Annotated in this window: 22 protein-coding genes and 1 pseudogene; 8 read left to right on the top strand and 15 right to left on the bottom strand. The window is 41.8% G+C overall.

The annotated features are described in order from the left end of the window. Window positions 1–57 precede the first annotated feature (57 nt). From ACED28_RS21100 to ACED28_RS21055, 10 genes are all read right to left on the bottom strand, one after another. The gene (locus ACED28_RS21100) at window positions 58–417 is read right to left on the bottom strand and encodes a hypothetical protein (protein ID WP_017083844.1); all 360 of its coding nucleotides are present in this window, start codon (window positions 415–417) and stop codon (window positions 58–60) included. A 567-nt stretch (window positions 418–984) separates the two neighbouring features. Beyond that, on the bottom strand, window positions 985–1428 hold the full coding sequence (locus tag ACED28_RS21095) for a lytic transglycosylase domain-containing protein (protein WP_048666189.1): 444 nt from the start codon (window positions 1426–1428) through the stop codon (window positions 985–987). Between the two features lie 54 nt (window positions 1429–1482). Beyond that, window positions 1483–1818, bottom strand: a complete 336-nt coding sequence (locus ACED28_RS21090) for a hypothetical protein (protein WP_048666188.1) — start codon at window positions 1816–1818, stop codon at window positions 1483–1485. A gap of 78 nt (window positions 1819–1896) precedes the next feature. After that, on the bottom strand, window positions 1897–2283 hold the full coding sequence (locus ACED28_RS21085) for a hypothetical protein (RefSeq protein WP_017100396.1): 387 nt from the start codon (window positions 2281–2283) through the stop codon (window positions 1897–1899). 37 nt (window positions 2284–2320) lie between these two features. Continuing rightward, window positions 2321–2677, bottom strand: coding sequence for a hypothetical protein (locus tag ACED28_RS21080; RefSeq protein ID WP_371710673.1), 357 nt, complete (start codon window positions 2675–2677; stop codon window positions 2321–2323). A gap of 701 nt (window positions 2678–3378) precedes the next feature. Beyond that, complete coding sequence (locus ACED28_RS21075) at window positions 3379–3708, bottom strand: hypothetical protein (RefSeq protein WP_048666186.1); 330 nt, start codon at window positions 3706–3708, stop codon at window positions 3379–3381. A gap of 103 nt (window positions 3709–3811) precedes the next feature. After that, a complete protein-coding gene (radC, locus tag ACED28_RS21070) occupies window positions 3812–4297 on the bottom strand; it encodes a DNA repair protein RadC (protein ID WP_102421255.1) in 486 nt (161 codons plus the stop codon). A 51-nt stretch (window positions 4298–4348) separates the two neighbouring features. Continuing rightward, the gene (locus ACED28_RS21065) at window positions 4349–4780 is read right to left on the bottom strand and encodes a hypothetical protein (RefSeq protein WP_102488871.1); all 432 of its coding nucleotides are present in this window, start codon (window positions 4778–4780) and stop codon (window positions 4349–4351) included. A 792-nt stretch (window positions 4781–5572) separates the two neighbouring features. After that, window positions 5573–6007 carry a MarR family winged helix-turn-helix transcriptional regulator gene (locus tag ACED28_RS21060; RefSeq protein ID WP_102556324.1) on the bottom strand — a complete coding sequence of 145 codons (435 nt, stop codon included), beginning with the start codon at window positions 6005–6007 and terminating at the stop codon, window positions 5573–5575. After that, complete coding sequence (locus ACED28_RS21055) at window positions 6000–6416, bottom strand: SRPBCC family protein (protein ID WP_102556325.1); 417 nt, start codon at window positions 6414–6416, stop codon at window positions 6000–6002. The genes ACED28_RS21060 and ACED28_RS21055 overlap by 8 nt, the downstream gene beginning before the upstream one ends. 569 nt (window positions 6417–6985) lie before the next feature. On the opposite strand from ACED28_RS21055, the gene ACED28_RS21050 reads away from it, so the two are divergent. Together ACED28_RS21050 and ACED28_RS21045 are read left to right on the top strand one after the other, a co-directional pair. Continuing rightward, window positions 6986–7495 carry a hypothetical protein gene (locus ACED28_RS21050; RefSeq protein ID WP_017052153.1) on the top strand — a complete coding sequence of 170 codons (510 nt, stop codon included), beginning with the start codon at window positions 6986–6988 and terminating at the stop codon, window positions 7493–7495. Between the two features lie 36 nt (window positions 7496–7531). Beyond that, window positions 7532–8017, top strand: a complete 486-nt coding sequence (locus ACED28_RS21045; RefSeq protein WP_029225527.1) for a GNAT family N-acetyltransferase — start codon at window positions 7532–7534, stop codon at window positions 8015–8017. A 460-nt stretch (window positions 8018–8477) separates the two neighbouring features. Here the strand turns inward: ACED28_RS21045 and ACED28_RS21040 are convergent, their stop codons facing one another. The 3 genes from ACED28_RS21040 to ACED28_RS21030 all read right to left on the bottom strand — a co-directional run bounded on the left by ACED28_RS21040 (window position 8478) and on the right by ACED28_RS21030 (window position 10462). Beyond that, complete coding sequence (locus ACED28_RS21040; protein ID WP_371710672.1) at window positions 8478–8675, bottom strand: hypothetical protein; 198 nt, start codon at window positions 8673–8675, stop codon at window positions 8478–8480. 89 nt (window positions 8676–8764) lie between these two features. Further along, window positions 8765–9934: an MFS transporter gene (locus ACED28_RS21035; RefSeq protein WP_280605069.1), complete on the bottom strand. Its 1170-nt coding sequence runs from the start codon at window positions 9932–9934 to the stop codon at window positions 8765–8767. Between the two features lie 192 nt (window positions 9935–10126). After that, complete coding sequence (locus tag ACED28_RS21030) at window positions 10127–10462, bottom strand: IS1-like element transposase (protein ID WP_371710671.1); 336 nt, start codon at window positions 10460–10462, stop codon at window positions 10127–10129. 328 nt (window positions 10463–10790) lie between these two features. Between ACED28_RS21030 and ACED28_RS21025 the strand changes: the two genes are divergently transcribed. Continuing rightward, window positions 10791–11768: an alpha/beta hydrolase gene (locus ACED28_RS21025; protein ID WP_280605068.1), complete on the top strand. Its 978-nt coding sequence runs from the start codon at window positions 10791–10793 to the stop codon at window positions 11766–11768. A 209-nt stretch (window positions 11769–11977) separates the two neighbouring features. Here ACED28_RS21025 and ACED28_RS21020 read toward each other — a convergent pair whose 3' ends face one another. Next, on the bottom strand, window positions 11978–12871 hold the full coding sequence (locus ACED28_RS21020) for a LysR substrate-binding domain-containing protein (protein ID WP_280605067.1): 894 nt from the start codon (window positions 12869–12871) through the stop codon (window positions 11978–11980). A 212-nt stretch (window positions 12872–13083) separates the two neighbouring features. Between ACED28_RS21020 and ACED28_RS21015 the strand changes: the two genes are divergently transcribed. Then, on the top strand, window positions 13084–13851 hold the full coding sequence (locus ACED28_RS21015; RefSeq protein WP_280605065.1) for a carbohydrate deacetylase: 768 nt from the start codon (window positions 13084–13086) through the stop codon (window positions 13849–13851). A gap of 109 nt (window positions 13852–13960) precedes the next feature. Next, entirely contained in the window at window positions 13961–15808 is a 1848-nt protein-coding gene (locus tag ACED28_RS21010) for a hybrid-cluster NAD(P)-dependent oxidoreductase (RefSeq protein WP_280605070.1), read from the top strand. Window positions 15809–15930: 122 nt separating this feature from the next. On the opposite strand, the gene ACED28_RS21005 is transcribed toward ACED28_RS21010, so the two are convergent. Beyond that, window positions 15931–16854 carry a LysR family transcriptional regulator gene (locus tag ACED28_RS21005; RefSeq protein WP_280605064.1) on the bottom strand — a complete coding sequence of 308 codons (924 nt, stop codon included), beginning with the start codon at window positions 16852–16854 and terminating at the stop codon, window positions 15931–15933. A 119-nt stretch (window positions 16855–16973) separates the two neighbouring features. Between ACED28_RS21005 and ACED28_RS21000 the strand changes: the two genes are divergently transcribed. From ACED28_RS21000 to ACED28_RS20990, 3 genes and pseudogenes are all read left to right on the top strand, one after another. Beyond that, window positions 16974–17726 carry a 3-oxoacyl-ACP reductase family protein gene (locus tag ACED28_RS21000; protein WP_230844706.1) on the top strand — a complete coding sequence of 251 codons (753 nt, stop codon included), beginning with the start codon at window positions 16974–16976 and terminating at the stop codon, window positions 17724–17726. Between the two features lie 408 nt (window positions 17727–18134). Beyond that, window positions 18135–18856: pseudogene (locus ACED28_RS20995) on the top strand (TerC family protein). A gap of 232 nt (window positions 18857–19088) precedes the next feature. Continuing rightward, a complete protein-coding gene (locus ACED28_RS20990) occupies window positions 19089–19685 on the top strand; it encodes a tyrosine-type recombinase/integrase (RefSeq protein ID WP_280605063.1) in 597 nt (198 codons plus the stop codon). The last annotated feature ends 93 nt before the right edge of the window (window positions 19686–19778 follow it).

Below are 19778 nucleotides of genomic sequence, written 5' to 3'. Positions count from 1 at the left end.
TGGGAAGACAGAGAAATCGACAGAGAGTTAGAGCGATAATAAAAGGGTAGCCAATGGCTACCCTTTTTTTTCGCCTTCAAGATATTCATCGACGCTTTTATCAACCAAAGCGGTGTTGGATTTTCTTTGCTCAATCGAATCCGCTTTATTCTTATAATACCCCTCCCCATCAAAGCTATGCGCCAAATTTAAATTTAGCACGCCTTGTACCTGCCTAACTCTACGATACGTTTCTTCCATCAACTCACGGTTCGACGGCCTTTCATCGTCACTGTCATTCAGTTTAATACGCAATGCCAATGTCAAAAGCTGACGAATCGCATCAGCATCAGTTAAACCCTCTCTCTTTTTAAACTTGCGAAAATCTTGCTCTAGCGGCCCCTTGATTGTGGCTTGTAATACTGTGCTTCTCGCCATTTTTAGATTTTCTCCCACCAAATTTGGTTAATACGATTTAATGTACATTTAAATACGATACCATATTATCACAACCTAACAATCGCTCACAAACAAAGCCAGAAAAGGGCTAAATTGAAATCAAATACAAATACACTCACTTTCAAATCAAATAGCCTGTAAACCTTACCATGCATGGGTTAAATGGATATTTAATACATTTAACATATTTTTAAATACGATTTCAGCGGCTAATTAGTTGAGATTTTGAAAATTTTTTACACTCTACTCCCCCTTCATCATTAAATATAACTTTTTGTTTTTATTGTCTTTATATCATTAACAGACAACCATTCGCATTGAAATCAATGCGCCGTGGTGTGTGGTCACCAACTCAACTAACCAACAACTCAGAACGAATGATCTGACTTCCTTAATCAAAGCGACGGGAAAAACTGACAGCGAAAGACAAAAGCCGACCAGGTGGCGAATGAATCTGACGAACGAGGGATGCGGGGGATCTGGAAATTGAAGGAAGAAAGCGAGAGGAAAAGCTAAAGACCTTGCACCGTTATGGTGCAAGGTCTTTTATTTAACGTTAGGATTAAAATAAACCGATTGGACTTTTTGGATGTATATTTTTCTGGCGTTCTCGGTGCGTTTGGAAAAACCCGCATTATACGCGCCGACACTGTTCCAGTTATAACCATGACTAGAAAAGTTAGAACTTAATACCCACGCACCTAATGAAACATTAAAACAAGGTTTGTAAATATTGGCTTTATTGACGTTAAATTCAGCCAATCGAGGAAACCAAATAGAGTTAATTTGCATGAGTCCAAAGTCACGACTGGTTACTTGACCTTTTTTATTTTTGTTTTCGTTATAAGCATTAGGATCAAGACTGCTTTCAACTTGTGCTATCGCTCGCAGCAAAGCTGGAGCAACATTATAATGTTGTCCTGCTTCATCAAAACAAAACGAATACCCAACACTTGGAAACACCGACAATAATAAGATTGATTTTTTCATAAACTAAAAAATAGAGTCCAAAGGAACTCCATTATATCGCGTGAATTGACGTCATCAATATTCATTCGGGAGCAAAATCGTAGTGCAACTACGATCACGCTTGGTAATTATCCAGACTTGTTCATTACAAATGGTGTAACTGGATAAAACCCGCTCGCCTGTCTTGGTGGCTTCATCATTGGTAAGTTTATCTTCAACACAGACATTTCCCCAATCACCATTTTGGTGACGATGTAAGTAAATCGGTAAATTCACACCAATATTGTTATTTAGCAGTTCAGCAATGCCTTGTGTACAAACGACTTGGCCAAGATCAAACGGCACAGCCGTACAAACATAAATTTTTTCTTTTATTTCTTCGTTACCTGATGTAAGATTTTTAATGTTCATTTTATTTACCCCTGTATTTAAATTGAATTTGCCTTGATATTTGATACAGCAAATATCAAGGCGCTTTACTTTTAGCGTTTAAGAAACGTCTTCCGTTTTACGAATGTGATTAAACACCTCATACACTTCATCGTAAGAAATACCATACCCTTCGAGACTTTCGACACAATCACAAATGTCATTGGTATAAAAACACTCGTGATTGAATAGCTCACGGCGAATGATCGCTTTTTTACCATTCTCTTCGATGTCTTCGGCGATCCCTTCTTGAGCAATAGAATCTAAACGGGTCATTAATTGCTTTGCATTATCAACAGGGCAAATTAAACCCATACCTAACGACGCATATTTCACGCCCTCTTTTTTTGCTTCATCGAACTGTTTAGTGGAAAAGGCAAAAAATGCCCCTGCTTCATTAAATGCTAGCGTTTGTTTGTCTTGAACATAGTGAGAGAGATATTTCATGACTTACTCCTTACGTTAATACAAAATATCCCAGTAATTAAAACGGGCAACGGTGGAACGAAAAGAGGGCTCTCGAAGGGGTTGATACATCCTTCACAATAAAATTGTCAGTTAATTCCCCTATTTTAAAGTGATGTAAGATGCTCTTCTCAACCTCAGCCAGAGTGGATGGGTAGAACTTAGAATCACGCAGAGTAAATCCCGCGATTTTGAGTTCAGCTAAGGTAATATCGCTACACGGCGTAAGAGAAAAGCCGTGCTCTTCTCCCTCTGTACGCTGAGGAATACGCAGTAAAGAGATATCATTTTTTGGTGAGCTTTCGTGCCCAGCGGCGAAACGCTGGTCGCTGAAATTCGATTTAGAGAGAGTTGGGGTTGTATGTTGTTGTGCCATGAGGAGTTTCCTTTCTGTTTGAGTATCACTTTTATGGAGCCGCTTGGCTGTCCACACCTCAAACATGGTTCTTCTCTGCAGGGGCGCGAAGCGTTCATTTACCCTTGCAGAGAAGGTTCTGATTGAGGATGGTTAACAGCCTGCGAGCACCATCAAATGATGCGAGTCGAAAGGAAAATCGGCACATAAGACAGCAAGCCTTTACTCGAACTTAATTGAAATCAGTGAAAGGTAACGAGGAGGCACGACGAGGCGCAGCTACGCAGTAGCGCAGGCGTTCAGGATTGCAGCGATATCCTTTTAGATAGGGGCTGTAGAGAGGCACATTCTGGGGCGGCACGCAGTGACTCACCAGGGTGAGGCCACGCTTAGGCCATAGATGAAAGATACAAGCGGAGAGCCTTGCCCGAAGGGTAACGCACAACTCAAGCCTTTATCATGACGCTACGCTTCAAATCAGCCTTAAACCGTTATAATAAAAAAGGCGCCTATCAGCCACAAAGTGACACCATGACAAAGCAATATAATCAAACATCGAGTAAATGGGCGCACTGTGGTACTGAGAGCCGATTTGACGACCGCTTGCGGTCGAGCCTTTGGCTTAAATTCTTTTAGCGCGAGCGTTGAAGCGATCGAGGACATAACGAGAACAAAAAAAATGCCTCTAGGATAAGAGGCATTTCAGAAAACCTATTTGAACATTAAACGTTGATATGACTACCAACCCAAAACGCGGCACCGGCTACCGTCGCAATCATCGCGAAGGCTGTTGCAATAATGAGGTTTTTAAGGGAACTCACTTCAATACGAACCCCTTGGATATCAGATTTCAGCTCATTACGAACACCCTGAATTTCAGACTTCAGCTCATTACGAACCGCTTCAATTTTATCTGAAAGGTCATGACGAACCGCTTCGATCTTCTGATCGAGTTCTTTCCGCGTATCATTTAACTGCTCTTGAGTGGCAGCATGAGCGGTTAGGTTGATCAGCTCTTCAACGCTTAATGTAACTTTGCTTGATTCAGACATAATAGAAACCTTATTTAATTGTCTTTAGTTTACTGCATTACGTTACCGAAGTCATTCACGCCAGAATAGGCGTGAATGAGAGACATTTTTCACTAACTAATGGTTATATCCAACCACGCTCCGCAAATGACACCACATCTTCAAAAGACACCACGAAGTGATCGAGTACTCGAATATCAACCAAGGCTAACGCGTCAGTCAGTCGTCGAGTAATACGTCGATCGGCTTGGCTGGGTGTGGCATCACCGCTGGGATGGTTATGATAAAAAATGACTGCACTTGCGTTTGTGGCCAGTGACTCTTTGACCACTTCACGAGGGTAAACGGATGCGGCGTCAATGGTGCCGTTAAACATCTCTTTTGTGCGTAAAACCCGATGCTGACTATCAAGAAATATCACCCCAAACACTTCGCTTTCATTGGAAGCGAGTGAAGTCTGACAAAATGATTTCACCAATTCAGGGGAATTGAGTGGCGTCTGCTCTGACACAAACAACTTAGATTTTAAAATGCTCGCGGCATGGTTCAAGATATTTTTTTCTTCGACAGAGAAAAGGCTGTGATTAGAGTAGTTAGCAAGTACAGACATAATAGATCCCTTTTAATATTTAAAGTCGTGATGGGCTGCGCTCAGTCCGTGTTATTGGCCATACAAGCTAGTCAGAAGGTCTTTCGCTATTGCTTGATGCTTAGCGGTCGTTTCAACGTTTCTCTCTTCTTTTTTCGCGTAGGCGTAATCTTCTCGCATCTGTTTTACCGTCGTCACTCTGTCACATACGCTAATGCTCACCCCTTTTCCTTTCTGGCTTTCCTCCAAGATCAAAGAGTCGGTATAACCAAACTCCTTAAGTAAAATCTCATGCACTTTGACCGCTCGAACGCTCGAATTAAAGTCCGTTGAATTCACCCAGATAAGTCCTTTTGAAACTGTAGCTGAAACAGTCGAACGAACTGCACGTTCAACGACCCGACAGGAGATATCATTTTTTGGTGAGCTTTCGTGCCCAGCGGCGAAACGCTGGTCGCTGAACATCGGTTTAGAGAGAGTTGGGCTTGAGTGTCGTTGTGCCATGAGGAGTTTCCTTTCTGTTTGAGTATCACTTTATGGAGCCGCTTGGCTGCCCCTACCTCAAACAGGGTTCTTCTCTGCAGGGGCGCGAAGCGTTCATTCACCCTTGCAGAGAAGGTTCTGATTTAGGAGGGTCAACAGTCTGCGAGCCCCATCAAATGATGCGAGTCGAAAGGAAAACCGGCACATAAGGCAACAAGCCCTTACTCGAACTTAATGGATGTCAGTGAAAGGAGTGAGAAGGTACGACGAACGGCAACGAGGAAGAATGACGAGGCGCTGGCGTTCAGGATTGCAGCGATATCCTTTTAGATAGGGACTGTAGAGAGGCACATTCTGAGGCGGCACGCAGTGACTCATCAGGGTGATGCCACTCTTAGGCCATAGGTGAAAGATACAAGCAAAAAGCCTTGCCCAAAGGGTAACGCCCAAGTCCACCATAGTTTTTAAGGTAGTGAATTGCTAAATAAAAAAAAGGGGGGGGTTCCCCGCAATTATCACAAAAATAAGACGTTCAAAATGCCAACAATACTCAGCCTTACATTTAAGGTGAAGAATTACTGATAGACCAACAAACATATAAAACTCAAATAAATCCTCAGTTTATATATTAACTGTGAAACGCCTCAGATGTGAGGCGTTTTTGCTCTTAAAAACGACAAAGTCGCTTGGTGATAACAGCGATTAGAGCATTTTCTTCAAATGATAATTGTCCAAAAGTTTCTTCGGTTGAATAATAATCGATCCCACATGTGTGGAAGTTTAATCGGCAAATTGTTATATCATTAGATTCGCTTAACTATTTTTAAGGCCTAGTAGCAGAGAAGTAAATATTGCTCTCTGGTCTTGTAGGCTCTCGAAGTATAGCTGGTCTAACTCTTCTACCTGAGCGATGGCTTTTTTTGTTAGAGATTCTCCATCTTTCGAGAGTTTGAGCGAAAAACTACGTGTATCTCTAACGCCTTTATCTTTAATTATGATCTCATTAGCGACTAGAGTCTTCATCGACTTGGATAGTGTCATCTTATCCAAGCCAGTGATATTGACTATTTCTGCTTGTGTTGTTTCGTTTTTATTCTTGTTACACCATAGTATGGAGGCGAGTATAACGAACTGAGTATGATTAATATTTAGAGGCTTAAGGTGCTTCATTACCTCTGAATGCCATTTATTGTAAACAACCCAGAGTTGTAGACCTACGCTGTTCGAAGGGAGTTCATGCTTAAACATTGTTTTCAGCCCTTTTTTTTAGTCCTTCAAGAGTAGACGGAAGGCCTTTATAGATTTTCTTCCCAACGACTTTCCCAAATAAAAAGCTAGTTAAACCTGAAAACTTAACTCTATGAATTACTTGAGTTACTTTTCCCTTGACCTGCAAATGATGCTCAAACGATAGAATGCAGAATGGTAGTTTACTTGTTACTGTAAAGTGCTTATTTGGTATAGCATCTGCAATTACAATCTGTGATTTAGGTCCATTACTCGGCTTCAGAATACCTTTAGTACCGATCTTGAATTCTCCCATGAGATGAGAGTAGTCAACTTCTTCATCCCATTGACTCCAATTTTCGACATCGGTATATAACGAATATATGTCTTGAGGTGAGGCTTCAATGCAAATACGTTCTTCAAAAATCATTCTGTTCCATCTCGATTGCAAGTTAGTAAACTAGTTTACTATATTTCGTTATGGGCATGCTTGCAAGAGCAAGTAAGTGTATTTGAATAGGAGGTAGGAGTGCGCGCTTAATAACTCTTGTCTATAGACATTTAAAATGGGAACGAAGTTAACAATTTACCATACCTGTAGTTATTGATGGTTTGCTAATTTAGCAAAAGCACTGACACATAATTGTCCAGAACCTTCGTAGGCTGAATTTTTACCCGTGGCATTTTCTAGCACGTTTGTGCCCCTTTTCTTCTTAACGCAATTACTCAGTGGCGGATCGTGGCACTGAAATCGCAGTACTTTTCCTTATGGCTGGCAGCTAAAAAGCGGTGCTCAAAAACTCCCATTTCCTTTCATTTTTCTTGGTAAATCATATTTGGCATTGGTGCATGAGTATTCATTAATTGGTTAAGAAATCAGTATCAAATTCCCTACCTATGTAAAGCTTGCCACCAAGATGCGATAGCCATAGAATGTCACCACATAATAAATGCTATATAAAACAATCAATTATCAACGTTAAGCGTGGTGAAGAGTAAATGGAAAAGGTTCTTATTATTGGTAACTCTGGATCAGGAAAAACATGGCTATCTTCAAGGTTAGCGAAACGATTAAGGGTGAAAGAGATCAGCCTTGACTCGATAGTTTGGGAGTCTGGAGGTTACAACCAAAAACGTCCTCAGAAAGCAGTCGATGAGGAAATGCATAAGCTTAATATACAACCTAAGTGGGTAATCGAGGGTGTATTTGGGACTTTGGCTGAGAAGCTTGTTGGTTCGGCTGATACCTTAATATTTTTGGATATGGATTGGTCTATCTGCAAAAGCTCTCTGTTATCACGAGGCTCTGAAAGCTCAAAACAGTTGGATAGCAGATTAGCTGAGAAGAACTTCCAAGAATTGCTCACATGGGCTGCTGAATATTCAACACGGGAGTCTAAAAGTTCATGGTGCTTCCACCATCAAATTTTTGAATCGTTTTCAGGTGAGAAGTTTCGGTTTACGCAAAGAGAACAAGTACATGAGTTCCTTTCTGCCTATCAAAATTAACGATGTATCGGAATTAAGATTAAACAAGGTGATTCTTTGATTTCAATAAGAAAAATGACACCTGAAGAGTTTACAGGGTATCGAGAGTACTCTAACGAATTCAGAGGTAGAGAGTTATCTGAAGCACATCAGGTAACGGTTGATGAAGGCATCAAGCTAGCAAACAATGAGTTGGATGATTGTCTACCATTTGGTTTAGAGACAAGAGAAAACTATCTTTTGTGCATTGAGGCAATACGTGCAAGAAAAACAGAGGTTGTAGGTTATCTCTGGTATGGGTACAAGTCGGGAGACACCTCAGCGTTTATCTATGATATTCAAATATTTCCTATTTATCGTGGGAAAGGATATGGAAAACATGTTTTTGGATTGCTTGAACAAACACCGACGCTTCAAGGTGTAAAGCAATTAGAATTACTCGTTGCTTCTGACAATAAGCGGGCATATAAGCTATATACCGAGCTTGGGTTCAGAGCTACAGGCATAAATATGGTGAAACAAACGAGCAATGAGCGAATTTAAAACTATTGTTGAGTGCGCAAGGCCTGAGTTTGTGAGTAACTTGAATGTGAGCAGGTCTCAAGATCAGGGGGTCTTAGAGGTCTATATAGAGATTAAGACCTTATCTGGGCATATAACCGTAACACTGTCTGGTTTTGATGATCTTAGTGAGGCAATTAGCCAGATACTACTATCTGAACATTTTGTAATTTCAGAAGAGCTACATACAGGCAAAGAATTCGGGACAGTTAGAATCGAATGCTGGGAAGATGCTAGCTACTCTGAGTATTGGTGTGACTCAGCTACATTATGTTCATAGCCCAACCAGACAAACGTAATCATTAATTATGACGTGCTTGCTTAATTAATATGCAGTTTACGATTTAAAGAAGCCTGTTGCGCAACGCATGGAACTGTCCAGTTCCTATCAAAATCGCCACCTGTAGCAACGGTGGCATTCTGCTTTTTGGGATACAAAAAGTTATTCAAGGATAGCTAAATTAGAAAAGTCACTGACAAAGTTCTGTCCAAAACCTTCACAGGCTGAATTTTTACCCGTGGTACATTCTACCTCAGAAATGCCCCAAACTTTGTTAGAACTAATAGACGTTTCAAAGTAGCGACATGCACTTTGAATAAAGTAATCTAATGCAAAATGAGTGGCTGATTGGACTAACATGTTTAATCCAATCAGGAATGAGCAAGTAATAGAAATAGTGCTGACCTTTGTGATTATGCTTCTCTCATGAAAGCCAGCACTTTCGCGGATTAATTCACTTCTGAAAGTTTAATAGCGGGACTTTTTTTCTGGTTTAGTAAGATACTAATCAACGCTAATACCGTAAATGCTAAGCTTGATAGGAATAGATTTTCTACACCGAACTGAGCGATAAACCATCCAGCTACGATCGAGCCAATGGTGATCCCAAAGTTTGAAAAAGAGATGTAAAGACTATTAGCAAAAACTTTCGCATCACCGGCGTTATCCATCACCCATGTTTGACTCACAACCAAGCCAGCAGAGTGTACTGCACCCCAAAATGCGACCATGGCTACCATAAATGAGAATGAGAAACCCATGAAGTATACGGTAACAAAGATAAGCCCAAGTATGACAGGGTAAAGCATCACGGTCTTTTTCATGTTTTTGCCAAGTAGTTTGCCAAAGATGAAGTTACCAAAGATACCAAATACACCGAACACCATCAGCATGGCACTAATCCACGTACCGTTCATATTCGTTACTGTGCTTAAGTATTGAGTAATAAAGCTGTACGAAGAAAACATCGCTGCAAATACGAATATTACAGTCGATAAAGACAGCCACATGGACTTGCTACGTAAAATAGTCACTTGAGAGCCGAATGACATTTTTTCCTTTACAGGCGCGCTTTCCATCAAGAACATCACACTCACTAACGCAATGGCACAAGCAGTTAAGCCAAAGTAAAAGGCATAAGCGAGAGAGTACTGTTCAGCTAGAAAAGCACTAATCGGAATACCGAAGACCAAACCTACCGCTACCCCACCGAATACTTTTGCTGCGGCGTTGCTTTGTTCTTCAACTGGAACCATAGAAGTGGCTGCTACTAATGCAACTGAAAAGAATACAGCATGCATCAAGGCTGGCAGAATTCGAAATATCATCATGGTTGTGTAATCTTGCGTTATGGCGTACACAAGGTTCGAGAACACGAATAAGGAAAGTATGCCAATTAAGACGTATTTTCTATTCCACCCTGACATAAATAATGTAATAAATGGTCCACTCACCGCCACGACAACAGCGTAAACACTGACTAACAGACCTGCTTCTTGTACGTCAATATTAAAGTCTTTCATGACTTGTGGAAGGAGACCGATAATACCCAACTCTGTCGTGATAACGCCAAAAACGGCTAAAGATAGAGCAAAAATAAATAAGCTTTGTTTTTTCATTGTTTCAACTCAAATGATTATTAACGTATGGAATATATGTACCGTTAACATTGGTTGTTGTTAGAACACTCAATCCATGCTTCGGATAGGTGACGCAAAAATGTTGTTTTTCGTCCAATAAAAATGCCGTTATCAATGCAATTGAATTCGGCGAATTATCGGAATTCGCATTTTCAAAGGGGGGAATAGCTTCTATTTATCCCGATGACATGCGCTTAGAACCGTGTTGTACGAAACTTGCAAGTGACGACTGGTTGCCCGCTTTCCATGATTTTGTGCGGTCATTTCAATAATTGTGCTCCTAATGCCTGGTTTGCAGGCTTCGTAACAATAATTCATTTGAAACGTGCGACAGCAACTCAGGCAGCGATACCTTTGGTGGCCTTTAGGGCCATAGCCATGTTTTACCACGCTGTCACTCTTACAACAGAAGTGGCAATGGGGGTTATTCGTCGTCACATCGAACCTCAAAGTCTCAGTGAGAGATACCGAGAATCTCTTGAATGTAATTATCAAGTTGGATTGCATAATAGGGGATAACCCACGCCGAATTAAGTCCCTTAAATTATTAATACATATTCCTATCAGGACTTAATGTGTTTTTTTACCGTGTTAAACTGAACATTAAGCTCAGAAGAAAGCAAAGCAAGTGTCTGTTTTTAAATGATTTACTCTCTGGTCTCTTTCGATAAATAGAAGGTGTGATGAATGCACACAATTTAGCCGTTACGTTGATTTGTTAAAAAACACCCAGTTGACGACTCGAACATGCCATGACACATTTTGCGCCCTGCTTCGGTATGCCATTTAATGTGAGGGCAGATCGGGATAACACGTTATGAGATGATTTAACCTTATGAAAAAATGGAAGAAAACACTTTTAGCCACGTCGGTTATTTTACTTTCCTCAATGGCTTTTGCGGGTAATGGGCAGAGTCAAGCGAACAGTGAGTTTCCAATCCCTGCTGGCTTTGAAAGTAGCTTTAAAGAAATCAATGGTGTGAAACTACACTATGTAGAAGGAGGAAGTGGACCTCTGGTACTTATGGTCCATGGGTATGGTCAAACATGGTATGAATGGCATCAGCTAATGCCAAAGCTAGCTAAAGAACATCGCGTTGTCGCTGTCGACATGCCAGGCCTTGGACAGTCTGAGCCATTAGATTCAACCTATTCTGGGTTAGATGTTTATCCTTATCTTCATGGTCTTGCGAAAAGCTTCAGTCCTGATGAGCCTTTCGATGTCGTTGCACATGATACAGGGGTTTGGATGACGTACCCGATGATCGCACAACACCAAGACGATATATCGAAAGTGATATATTTTGATTCTATTATTCCAGACGATACTATCTATACTTTCCCGTCTTTTACTCCAGAAGGTGAAGCCTCTACGTGGCACTGGAGTTTTTATACTGCTGAAAACAACTTTGCAGAAAACATTATTGAAGGTAAGGAAAAGTTGTTTCTTTCTCATATCATCAAGAAACACGCGACCAATAAAGAAGTATTTACAGACGAACTGCTTGATTTGTATGCAAAGTCGTATGCTAAGCCAGAAACCTTACATGCTGCGTTTGAGTACTATCGTTCATTTACTACCTCAGCAGAGCAGAACAAAGCAATCGTTAAAGACCATAAGTTAAAAATGCCTGTACTTGTTATTCCAGGAGACAGCAATGGCGGTGGATTGGGTGATGCCTTCCTTAATCAGGTAAAAAAATACGGTGACAATGTTCAAGGGGAAACGATACAAGGATGTGGACACTGGTTACCAGAAGAGTGTCCTGCGACAGTAGAGCCTTTAGTTATTGACTTTCTGAATAAAAAATAATTTACAAAACTGAGCTGAGTTTTGTTTCTATTGCGGTCTTAATTGCTGCTATAGACTGCCTATCATTGTTTTTAATACATACCCTAGAGTAAACGCTAGGGTATTTTTTCATTTGAGCGATGAGGAGTCTAAAGCGTTGGAGAGATTCAGAGAACAATGACGATTGAGTTGATTCGTGCTCAGTCATATCGCGATACAACGAGAACGCATTATTCGTTGTCTAGTTCAGAATGTACCCAGCGAGAAAACGCTTGGAATTTTGATCTCGTTTCCATGCCTTTAGGACAAACCAAATCGTAGCCCTTTCCTGATTCAATATGTGGAAATGGCGCGACTAACCTCCCCGCTTGGATCAAAGGCAGCGCAAATTCATATCGAGCAAGAAACACACCGAGCGATAATTCCGCTGCTTCCATCGCCAGTCTGTTATCACTATAGAAATCACATCGCTTTTCGCAGTCGATGCCGACATTCATCTCATCTAACCAATACTGCCAAGCACTCGTATCCCCTCTATGGATAAAATTAACGTCAGGTAGAGCGCTCAACCCATTGTGAAGGCCATGCTCGGCGGCGTAATCAACACTGCACACAGGTGTTCTTTTCCCTGAAAACAGTCGCTCACTGTAGTGGTTGGGATACCGCCCTTGGCTATAAAAAATCGCCACATCGTAAGGCTCAAATTGAAAATCAGATTGATTTTGTTTGGTTTGCAGCTTGATGCTTAGATTGGGGTATTGCTGACGAAGTGAAGGGAGTTTCGGGATCAGCCAAGCAGAGGCGAAATAAGGTGATGTCGCTATATGTAAGCTACCAGTCAGCTCTCCGGTTTGAATGTCAGAAAGGGTGGAAAATATGGACTCAAATGATGAGTTCAAAACACTCAGAACTCTTTGTCCCTCCGGCGTGAGCTCTAACTTTCGGGTTTTTCTAATGAATAGATTGAATTGAAGCTGCATTTCCAGTTTTTTAATTCGCTGGCTCACCCCACTTTGGGTCAGAAAGAGCTCTTCTGCTGCCTTGGTAAAACTCAAGTGGCGCGCTGCAACGCTGAAAGTATGAAGCAGAGAAATCTGTTGTTGTTGATTGGTTATTAAACTCATGCATTACTCTAGTTAATTTATTTGATGGGATTGTTCGTTTGTCTGAACCCGTGAGCCATTATAGATTAGCTTGTGTAATGTCACATTAGAAGGACGTTAATGGTGACTCAATCAAGAAGTGCAGCGTTGTCGATGATGGAAGGCTCAATACGGGCATCGGAACTGATAGCGCTATTACGAGAATCGATAATATATAACTGGGGTGAGATACGATGAAACTTATATTAAATGCTGATGATTTTGGACTGACGGAGTCGGTGAACTTGGGGATTGCGGATTGTTTTCGTGCCGGAACCGTAAAGTCGACCACCATCATGATGAACCAACCTGGCGTCGCTCATGCGTCACAGCTCTATCAACGTGGCCTTATTCCTGAAGTTGGACTGCATTTTACAGTGACATCTGGTCAACCCATTTCAGATCCTACATTGGTTCCAACACTGGTCGACGAGAATGGTCATTTTTTTGATAGAAAAACCCTATTTAATAAATCAGATGTCTCCTCCAACGAAGTGGTGAGAGAGCTAAAAGCACAATATCAAGCCGCTATAGACGCAGGCTTTAATATCAACCATATCGATAGCCACCATTTTGCAGGCGCCTATCGCCCTCTTAAAATAGGTTTTACACAAGCAGCCAATGAAATAGGCCTCCCCGTCAGGCGTATTGATAGCTTTATACGAGGTCAAAAATTGTTATCGGTCCCGACCCCAGATGCGTTTGATATGGGATTTCATGCCGAAGGCGCTAATATTGAGTACCTCAAAGCCATGTTGCTGGCTTATCAAGACAGCATGCCTAACAGCACGATTGAATTGATGTGTCACCCTGCCAGAACGCTTAATGAAGAGCTAGAGGGAATCTCTAGCTATGCCCATGCCCGCGTTGAAGAGTGGAAGATTTTAACCAGCGATGAGTTTTCTCTCTGGCTAAGAAAAAATGACATTGAATGCGTCGGCTTTGATGCGCTTCATGCTTAATTCAGCGAAGCAAATTTACCTCCTCACAAGACAAACCATCAGCTTTGCTCGGTCGTTAAAATCGTCGCTTGCGGTTCAATCAATCAACACAATAATAAAGGGTGACATTGTGGTAAATCCTACCGTACTTTCCCAAATCACTATCTATCCAGTCAAATCCATTGGCGGGCTTTCACTCTCTTCTTCGTGGACTGAAAAGCAAGGCCTTGCTTTTGATCGTCGCTTTATGCTGGCGCTGACTGGCGAAGCGGTTTCCGCCTTAGCTAAATACCCAACGATGGTGACGGCGCGTCAGTATCCCAATATGGTTCAAGTGAGTTCCAGTCTACTGTCTACTGGCATCATTTTTTCTTACCCTGGGATGGAATCGCTAAAGTTACACTATTCTACGTTTAAAATGCAGGCTACAGATGCCAGTGTTTGGAGAGACCGCTTTTCCGCCTATACAACAACCGATGAAGCGAATGATTGGTTTAGCCAAGTGATAGGAAAGCGAGTTGAGTTGCTGTTTACTGGCGAGCAATCTAACCGCATGAGAGAAAACCTTGTTCATAATGTGAGCTTTGCCGACGGTTTTCCTATCTTGCTTATTAGCTCTGGCTCATTAGCGGAGCTGAATAGACGCAGCAGCGAAGTCCACACCATGGAACAGTTTCGTACTAACCTCGTGGTGCAATCAGACGAACCTTTTATCGAAGACTCATGGAAGCGTATCAAGATAGGTGACGTCGAATTTGAAATTGTAGAACCGTGTGAGCGGTGCATTTTAACGACACTTGATCTGGAAAATAGGGAGTTTAGGGCCAGTAAAGAGCCATTGACAACCTTTTCGCGTTTTAGAGCCAACGAGCAAGGCAAAATATTTTTCGGGCAAAACCTTGTAGCGAAAAACGAAGGTGTTATCTCCATCAATGATGCTATCGAAGTGCTTGAATATAAGTCCAAGGAGTTTTATGAAGATCTCGACGCAAAAAAACAAGAGTTGATTTGCGTTGAAAGAGAACCTGTAGCAAGAAACTTCGAGACATTTTGGTTTGAGCCTAAAAATGGCTTGGTGCCTGAGTATAAAGCGGGGCAACACCTCCCTATTGAGATCTCGGTCAATGGCAAACTGACTAAACGAATGTATACGCTGTCATCTAGCCCCTCTCGGCCAGAGCGTTTATCGATTTCAGTGAAGCGGGTCAATGGTGGTGAAGTCTCCAACTGGTTATTCAACCACTTACAAGTTGGTAATACTATTATTGCGGATCAACCCAAAGGCACATTCCATATTACTAAAGGATCGAATGAGCCGCTGTTACTGCTTTCTGCCGGTAGCGGTGTGACACCCATGATATCCATACTTCGGTACTTGACTGACCAACGGGACACTCGTGATATTGCGTTTTATCATCAATGTTTGACGGAAGCGGATATTCCCTTCATGGAAGAGCTCGTTATGCTAGAAAAGCAACACGCCAATGTGACTGTGACTATAGCCCTTAGCGAGCCATCAACTGGTTGGATAGGCGAAAAGGGGCATTTTAGTCGTACTCATTTAAATCAAATTTCAGAGTTTCACAAACGTCAAGTTTTTGTATGTGGTCCTAGTGGTTTCATGGAGAGTGTAAAGCGCTTGATGATAGAGAGTGGGCTGCCCGAAGAACAGTACCATCAAGAGACATTTGGCGCTGCAAGAGTGGCGGACGGGAGCGAGAAAAGGGTTCAAATCAACCTTGATGGTGTCGTGTTTGAAGGAAGCAACCAGCGCACCGTTCTGGAGCAAGCTGAAGCAGCAGGGCTTTCTATTTCGAATAACTGCAGAGCTGGTTTCTGCGGCGCCTGCAAAGTCACTGTGAAATCAGGAGAGGTTTACCAGCCCGATGCCCCAGGAATTGAAGACAGTGATAAGGCGAAAGGAATGGCCCTAGCTTGCTGCGCGATACCTAATACAAATGTAAATATTGTTAGCTAGTATGTAGGTTCTATGATGATTGAGGTCGCTATCAAAGTTTGATAGTGGCCTCAATATCGTTGGACTATCTAAAACACAATACTCCCCAAATGACCTGCAATGTCAGCTTCGATTAGTCAACATTACAAAGAAGCCTCAAAAATATCCGGATGACGGCTCGATAATGCAATAGTTTCATCTATGATGACTCTTATTTTAGGCAGAATGTAAGGTGTTTTTAGCCAAACAATACTGATGGGTGCTCCTTCGCCATTGAGTTTCTCTAATACAGGGCATAATTGTCCATCATCAAGGTATTGCTTCACTAACCATACTGGTAGTTGAGCTAAACCTGCACCAGATAAAGCCGATTGTAAAATGCCTTCACAGTCGGCTATCTCATGACGTGCTGAAATATCGACAGATTCGGTTGCCCCTTTAGCATTTCTCAGTAGCCAACTATGCCTTTGTCCAATAGGCCAGCCGACGATGCAATCATGTTGGGCAATATCTTCTTTTTTGGTAATCGGCCCTCGAGTCGCTAGATAAGAGGGAGAAGCACATATCACCCTTTTTTGCTCCCCAATTTTACGTGCAACAATATCGCCCGAGTTTTCTAAATACCCAACGCGGATCGCAAGATCAATCCCGTCACTGACTAAATCCGTAGGACGGTCATTAAAGGTAATAGATAGATCTAATTGCTCGAACTTGGACGTTAATTCTAGCAACTTGGGTAGGATAGCTCTTCTACCGAGAACTGCGGGTAAATCAATACGCACACGCCCTGATGGCAATAACTGTTGATTGCTTAAGCGCTTCTCTGCTTCCTCTAAAATAGTCATCGCTTTAAGGCAATCGGCTAAATAGGAATCCCCATCATTGGTCAACGCGATGCGTCGAGTTGTTCGATGAAGGAGTTTGGTGCCTAGCTGCTTTTCTAGTCGAGCAACGCTTTTACTTAAAGCTGAACCGGTCATCCCAAGCGCTTGGGCCGCAAGGGTAAAACTCCCCAACTGCGCAACGGTGACAAAGTGACGAACTTCCACAAATTGGCTTTTTAACATCAATTAATTCCTTCAGGGACTTTATGTTTGTCATTATATGGACTTAATAAGCAGATGTGAATCGATTATTCTGCGTACATCAACGAGATGATTACATCGACTTTTCAATAAAGGTAAACATGATGAATAACTTCAATAGATTCAAAGGTAAGGTCGCTTTTATCCAAGGTGGCAGTCGCGGTATTGGTGCCGCCATTGTTGAGAGATTGGCATTGGAGGGAGCGTCTGTTGCTTTTACATTTGTGTCATCCCACGGAAAAGCTAAAGCGCTTGCGGAGAGCTTAACTTCACAAAGTGGCAAAGTCATCGCAATAAAGGCGGATAGCACTAAACCTGAAGATATCAGAAATGCAATCAGCGAAACCATAGAACAACTTGGTCAAATTGATATTGTCGTAAACAACGCAGGTGCGCTGATCTGGGACAGTATTGAAAATTTGACGATGGATGATTGGGACAAGACCATCAATACCAACGTACGAAGTGTGTTTGTGGCGATTCATGAAGCCACGAAGCACATGAATAATAATGGCAGAATAATCAATATCAGTAGTACGAACGCTCAGCGCATTCCTTTTGCTGGCGGTTCTATATATGGAATGAGCAAGTCTGCACTAACCGGATTGGTCAAAGGTCTCTCTCGCGATTTAGGCCCTAGAGGCATTACAGTCAACAATATTTTACCTGGTCCGGTGGATACCGACTTAAACCCAGACAATGGCGATACTTCAGAGCCTGTAAAAGCTATTGGTGCACTTGGTCGTTATGGTCAAGTAGAGGAGATTGCGAGCTTAGTAGCATTCGTCGCTAGCTCAGAAGCGGGTTACATCACTGGTGCTGACTTGATGATCGACGGTGGCTTTTCCTCTTAATCGAAATACACGGTCGAGTCACTCACGATTGATCAACCCAACCTCAAGCAATCATCACTTCATGATGAGCAAAGAGAGATACGATGATTGGCCTACATCCAAGGTCAATCATTCAGCACCTATCAGTTTTGAACAGTTTTGCACGCTTGCTAATGACATCCAGTTATTACCACATAAACATCCGATGTTAAATATCGAGCTCCCCAATAAAACAGATAGCGTATTAAAAAATTAGCGTTATTAAAACGAATGCTTAGTCTTATTCCATTTCTAAACAGAGAGGTAAATGACTTCTATGGACGACCCCTTTAGGTGCCGTTTTATCTCATTGTCTTCTTGTATTAAGGAGATAAGCACATGCTAGAGCTCTTTCTACAACCTGAAATCTAGGTTGTATTTGCAACGTTATTGATCCTTGAAATTTTTTTGGGTGTCGATAATGTCGTCTTCATTTCTGTTCTATGTGAACGACTCCCAGCACAGCAACGCAAAGTTGCACGTAATTTAGGTATTGCTCTGGCGGTGTTAACGCGAATAGGTCTTGTGTTTTCTATTTCGGGGGTGATGTCTCTGACTAATCCTTTGCTGAGCTTCGCCCATACAACGTTCACCGGACGAGATATTATTATGATATTGGGTGGTGGTTTTTTGTTGGCTAAAAGTGCGAAAGAACTTTGGTCATGGTTAAGACATACACCATCGTCATATTCGACTCGAGCTAGGACTGGACTCGCCGTCGTGCTTCTCCAGATTGTAGCGGTAGATGCCGTTTTTTCTATGGATTCAGTCATAACCGCCGTTGGTTTAACATCTGAAGTGCCAGTTATGATAGCTTCTATTTTGACATCCGCGATTTTTATGATTTTAACGGCGGAAAAATCAACGACTTAGTTACTCGTTACCCTGGATTTAAAACATTGGATTTACTGTTTTTGGTTTTATTGGGCGGACTACTAATGGCGGAAGGTTTAGCCATTCATATCAATAAAGGCTATGTGTACTTTGCTATGGTTTTCGGACTAACGTTTGAGTTATGTCATATACAAATAAAAAACAAACAGAAGCGAACCTTAACCATCCAACAAATCAAAGAATTTCAGAAAAAGCGAATCGGGTTACGTTCTAACTAAATACGTCTCACGTACAAGGAGCCTATGGGCTCTGATGATTCGTAATGTACAAACCTAGCCTACACGATCAGTACTAGGCAAAGCGACTTTCTATACACAAGGGTTATTCATTAATTGCTAATTTAGGAAGGACGATAACTCGTTTTTTCCATAGGCGTTTCAGCTAACCCAGCCCCTATAAAATATGACTGCCAAACTTCATGTTGACCAAAAACACTGAGAGGAGGTCATCATGAGAAAGTCATCTTTTGGAAAATGTAGTGGCATAAAAAGGCCATTTAAGCTTGAAGAGATCTGGCGGATAAGAACTAGGCTGGAGATCGAAAACGATTTGATGCAGCTCGCGCTACTGAACCTAGCTATAGATAGCAAGTTAAGATCGAGTGATTTACTGAAGCTACACGTTTACGATGTTTCTTCGCAAGGAATTATCTATGACAGGGTTCAGTGTATCCAGCAAAAAACGGGCACCGATGTACACTATGAGATCACTCCGAGAACACAACAAAGTATTAGTCGATGGATCTACTCAGCACACCTAGAAGCAAGTAGTTTTTTGTTTCCAAGTTGTCGCCGTAAAGGTCAACCTATTAGCTACTCATTTTATCGTACGATTATCAGGAACTGGGCTGTAAATCTTGGGTTGAATGCGGACTATTATGGTACTCATTCTATGCGTCGCACCAAAGCTACTTTAATCTATGCCAGAACGAAAAACATCAGGGCTGTACAGATTTTACTTGGACATTCGAAACTAGATAACACTATTCGATATCTTGGAGTTGAACTAGAAGACGCACTGAGACTCTCAGAGCAAACGGATTGCTAGAAGCACTGTACAGGCTTTTCTTAACCCTGAAAAGCCTGTGCCCCAAAACCGTTTAGAGTAAATACTCCTTCGCATTCTATAAATATGATTTAC

It is taken from the genome of Vibrio sp. 1F253, assembly GCF_041439295.1.
Classification (GTDB): domain Bacteria; phylum Pseudomonadota; class Gammaproteobacteria; order Enterobacterales; family Vibrionaceae; genus Vibrio; species Vibrio tasmaniensis_A.
The sequence above is the reverse complement of the archived record's forward strand: the minus strand, read 5'-3'. Positions and strand labels throughout refer to the sequence as shown.